The following is a 3447-nucleotide window of genomic DNA, read 5'->3' as shown; positions in this document are numbered from 1 at the left end:
ACCAAGTGAATCGGTTCCGTACTATCTGTACTGTAGAAACCTTGTTTACGCCTGCGCTATCGGGCTGTCTTCTTCCTGCCGCTCTTCTTCGTGTTCCGCGCTGTTGAGCAATTTCAGCAGCTTTTCAGTTTTTTCCGAGTCTTCGCTGCGGAGGATTTTGGCGGTTTCGGTTTCGAGCAGGGCGGTGTTGCTGTGCAGGATGATGTTTTTGACGGGGAGCAGGTTGTTGGGGTTCATGGAGAAACGGCGCAGCCCCATGCCCAGCAGCATCCGCGTGTAGGTGGTGTCGCCTGCCATTTCGCCGCATATGGAGACGCTTTTTTCCATGCGGTTGGCGGTGCGGATGATGTGTTGCAGCATTTTGAGGACGGCGGGGTGTCCGGGCTGGTAGAGGTGGCTGACGCTGTCGTCGCCGCGATCGACGGACAAGATATATTGAATCAGGTCGTTGGTGCCGATGGAGATGAAATCGACGAGTTTGAGGATGCTGCCGACAGTCAGGGCGGCGGACGGGATTTCAATCATGCAGCCGACGCTGACCGTGCCGAAGGTTTCGCCGCGTTCGGCGAGCTGGCGTTGGGCGGTGTCGAGGTGGATAAGGCATTGGCGCACTTCGGACAAGGAGGTAATCATCGGCCACATCATGCGCACGGGGCCGTGGGCGGCGGCGCGGAGGATGGCGCGCATTTGGGTGCGGAACATGACGGGTTCGGCGAGGCATAAGCGGATGCCGGTGAGTCCGAGCGCGGGGTTGAGGCTGCCGTTGGGGGTGGCGTTTTGACCGAACCAGCGGGGGTTTTTGTCCACACCCAAATCGACGGTGCGTATGGTGATGCTTTTGCCTTTCATTTTTTTCACAATCGCGCTGTACACTTCGTATTGCTCGTCTTCAGACGGCATGGTGTCGCGGTTGAGATAAAGGAATTCGCTGCGGAAGAGTCCGACGCCGTCTGCGCCGAAGTTGTGCAGGGTTTTGATGTCTTCGGCGGATTCGATGTTGGCGAGCAGCTCGATGTTGATGCCGTCGGCGGTAGTGGCGGCAGTTTTTTTGAGTTTGTTGAGTTCGCGCTTGTGGAGGCGGTATTCGCGGGCGAGGCGGCGGTATTCGTTGAGGACGACTTCGTCTGGATCGATGATGAGGACGCCGTTGATGCCGTCAACGATGACGGTTTCGTTTTCGGTAATGAGCCTGCGGGCGTTGTGCAACCCGATGACGGAAGGGATGTCGAGGCTGCGGCCTAAGATGGCGGTGTGGCTGGTCGGGCCGCCGACGTCGGTAACGAAGGCGGTGATGCGCTGCTCTTTAAAGAGGACGGTGTCGGCGGGCGAGAGGTCGTGGGCGATCAGGATGGTGTCTTCAAACAAGCCTTCGTTGAGGTTTAAGTCGTTGCTTTGCCCGACGAGGTTGTTGTGGATGCGGCGGACGACTTGCAGCATGTCTTGTTTTCGTTCGCGCAGGTAGTCGTCTTCGATGTTGTCGAACTGGGCGGCGAGCTTGTCGCTTTGCTGTTTCAACGCCCATTCGGCATTGATTTTCTGTTCTTTCAAAATATCGACGGGTTCGCGCGAGAGGGTAACGTCGGTCAGCAGCATGAGGTGCAGCGAAATAAACGCGCCCAATTCGGTCGGGGCGTTTTCAGGAATCGCGCTGCGCAACTGTTCCAACTCTTTGCGCGTGGCTTTGATGGCGGCATCGAAACGGGCGGCTTCGGCGTCGATGAGGTCGTCTGAAACGTCATATTGCGGCACTTCCGCCGTGCCGCGCGTAATCAGGTGGGCTTGTCCGATGGCGATGCCTTTGCCCGCGGCGACACCGTGCAGCACGATACTCATTATTCGCCCTCGCCGAAGTAGTCGTTGATTAAGTCGGTCAATGCCTTCATGGCTGCGGCTTCGTCCAAACCGTCGGTTTCCAGCTCGATGATTGTGCCTTTGGCGGCGGCGAGCATCATTAAGCCCATGATGCTTTTGCCATTGACGCGGCTTCCGTTTTTCGTCACCCAGACTTCGCTTTGAAACTGAGACGCGGTTTGGGTGAATTTGCTGGAAGCGCGGGCGTGGAGTCCGAGTTTGTTGATGATTTCGATTTGTTGTTTTTGCATGTTCGGCTTTCGGGTGTGCGGGGTCGTCTGAAAACGTGTCGGTCGGGTTAGACGGCTTCGGCGTGCTGTTTGCACACCAAATCTTCCGGTTCGGCGGTGATGGCGAAAATGCCTTTGACGGCGGCTTCCCTGACCGTTTCAGTAAAGGCGGCGAGGTCTTCCGCCATGGGCGAGTATTGGGTCGCTTTAATCATCATCGGCGCGTTCAGTCCGGTCAGGATGGCGGACTTGCCCGCGCGAACCAGTCTGCGGGCAGCGTTGCACGGCGTCGCGCCGAAGATGTCGGTCATAATCAATACGCCGTGGTTTTCAGGAAACTCTTGCAGCGCGGCGATGGCGTTGTTGATGATGTCGTTTTGGTCTTCGTCAGGCTCCACGCCGAGAATGCGGATGTTTTCCGGCATTCCCGTCGGGAAGAAATGATGGGTCAGGCTGCGGTAGGCCTCGCCTACTGCCTCGTGGGTAATGATTAAAAGGTTGATCATGATGTGTTCTCTGATGATTTTATTCGGCCGGTGTGGGCGAAAGTATCGTCCGTTCACCCGCCACATAGCGCGATATGGTGGCACAAAGGTCGTCTGAAAAGGTTTTCAGACGACCTTTTTTAATCTTGTCTCAGCCTTGGTTGAGCGCGTAAATCTCGCCCAAATTGCGCCAGCAGCCCGCCGCGTCCATACCGTAGCCGAAGACGTAGCGGTTGGGAACATCCAGCCCGACATAATCCGCCTTGGTCGGTTTTTCCTTGTCGATCAACTTGTTGGCAAACACAGCCGCACGGCAGCTCGCTGCGCCCATTTCCAAGAGCTTGGACTGAATCGCCGACATCGTGTGGCCCTCATCCAAAATATCGTCCAATACGATTACATGACGCCCCCGAATCTGCTCCGGGTCGGGCATCCGTTTCCAGTTGAACGCGCCGCCCGCCAGCTTGTCGCCGTAACGGGAAACATGAACATAATCAAAGTCCAAAGGAAAGCGCAACAGCGGCAGCAACTGCCCCGTAAACACCACCGCCCCACCCATCACAGGCAGCAGGAGCGGATATTTGTCCCCCAAGTCGCGCGTAATCTCGTCCGCCACTTTTTGCAGCGCGGCACGGCATTGGTCTTGGTCGAACAAAAGCTCGGCATTATCAAGCATGGCTTGGGTTTCAAGGCGTTTGGTTTCTAAATCGATCATGGTAAACGGGGAAATCAGTTGGGAAAAAGGAAATTATAAACCCAAAACGGGCTGAGGTCGTCTGAAATCCCGCCGCCGCTTTAACCCGTATTGTCGTTTTTGAGCTGGGGAAACCCTTTTCGCAGGCAAAGCAGTAGCAACTGTATTTTTCACCCCGTCGGGCAAA

Annotated in this window: 4 protein-coding genes; all 4 read right to left on the bottom strand. The window is 56.3% G+C overall.

Going from position 1 to position 3447, the window contains the following annotated elements; genetic code table 11:
* Nucleotides 1-45 precede the first annotated feature (45 nt).
* The 4 genes from ptsP to HMPREF3050_RS09045 all read right to left on the bottom strand — a co-directional run bounded on the left by ptsP (nt 46) and on the right by HMPREF3050_RS09045 (nt 3281).
* The gene (ptsP, locus tag HMPREF3050_RS09060) at nt 46-1833 is read right to left on the bottom strand and encodes a phosphoenolpyruvate--protein phosphotransferase (RefSeq protein ID WP_070774518.1); all 1788 of its coding nucleotides are present in this window, start codon (nt 1831-1833) and stop codon (nt 46-48) included.
* Nucleotides 1833-2102, bottom strand: coding sequence for an HPr family phosphocarrier protein (locus HMPREF3050_RS09055; RefSeq protein ID WP_003767811.1), 270 nt, complete (start codon nt 2100-2102; stop codon nt 1833-1835). Before HMPREF3050_RS09055 ends, ptsP begins: the two co-directional genes overlap by 1 nt.
* A 47-nt stretch (nt 2103-2149) precedes the next feature.
* The gene (locus tag HMPREF3050_RS09050) at nt 2150-2587 is read right to left on the bottom strand and encodes a PTS sugar transporter subunit IIA (protein ID WP_003755891.1); all 438 of its coding nucleotides are present in this window, start codon (nt 2585-2587) and stop codon (nt 2150-2152) included.
* A 130-nt stretch (nt 2588-2717) separates the two neighbouring features.
* Nucleotides 2718-3281, bottom strand: coding sequence for a hypoxanthine-guanine phosphoribosyltransferase (locus tag HMPREF3050_RS09045; protein WP_070440835.1), 564 nt, complete (start codon nt 3279-3281; stop codon nt 2718-2720).
* Nucleotides 3282-3447 lie beyond the last annotated feature (166 nt).

This window comes from Neisseria sp. HMSC065D04 (genome assembly GCF_001815675.1).
In the GTDB taxonomy this organism is placed as follows: Bacteria; Pseudomonadota; Gammaproteobacteria; order Burkholderiales; family Neisseriaceae; genus Neisseria.
The sequence above is the reverse complement of the archived record's forward strand: the minus strand, read 5'-3'. Positions and strand labels throughout refer to the sequence as shown.

Excerpts from the sequence above, each read along its gene's own strand:
- ptsP (WP_070774518.1), bottom strand. The coding sequence starts at position 1,833 with ATGAGTATCGTGCTGCACGGTGTCGCCGCGGGCAAAGGCATCGCCATC.
- HMPREF3050_RS09055 (WP_003767811.1), bottom strand. The coding sequence starts at position 2,102 with ATGCAAAAACAACAAATCGAAATCATCAACAAACTCGGACTCCACGCC.
- HMPREF3050_RS09050 (WP_003755891.1), bottom strand. The coding sequence starts at position 2,587 with ATGATCAACCTTTTAATCATTACCCACGAGGCAGTAGGCGAGGCCTAC.
- HMPREF3050_RS09045 (WP_070440835.1), bottom strand. The coding sequence starts at position 3,281 with ATGATCGATTTAGAAACCAAACGCCTTGAAACCCAAGCCATGCTTGAT.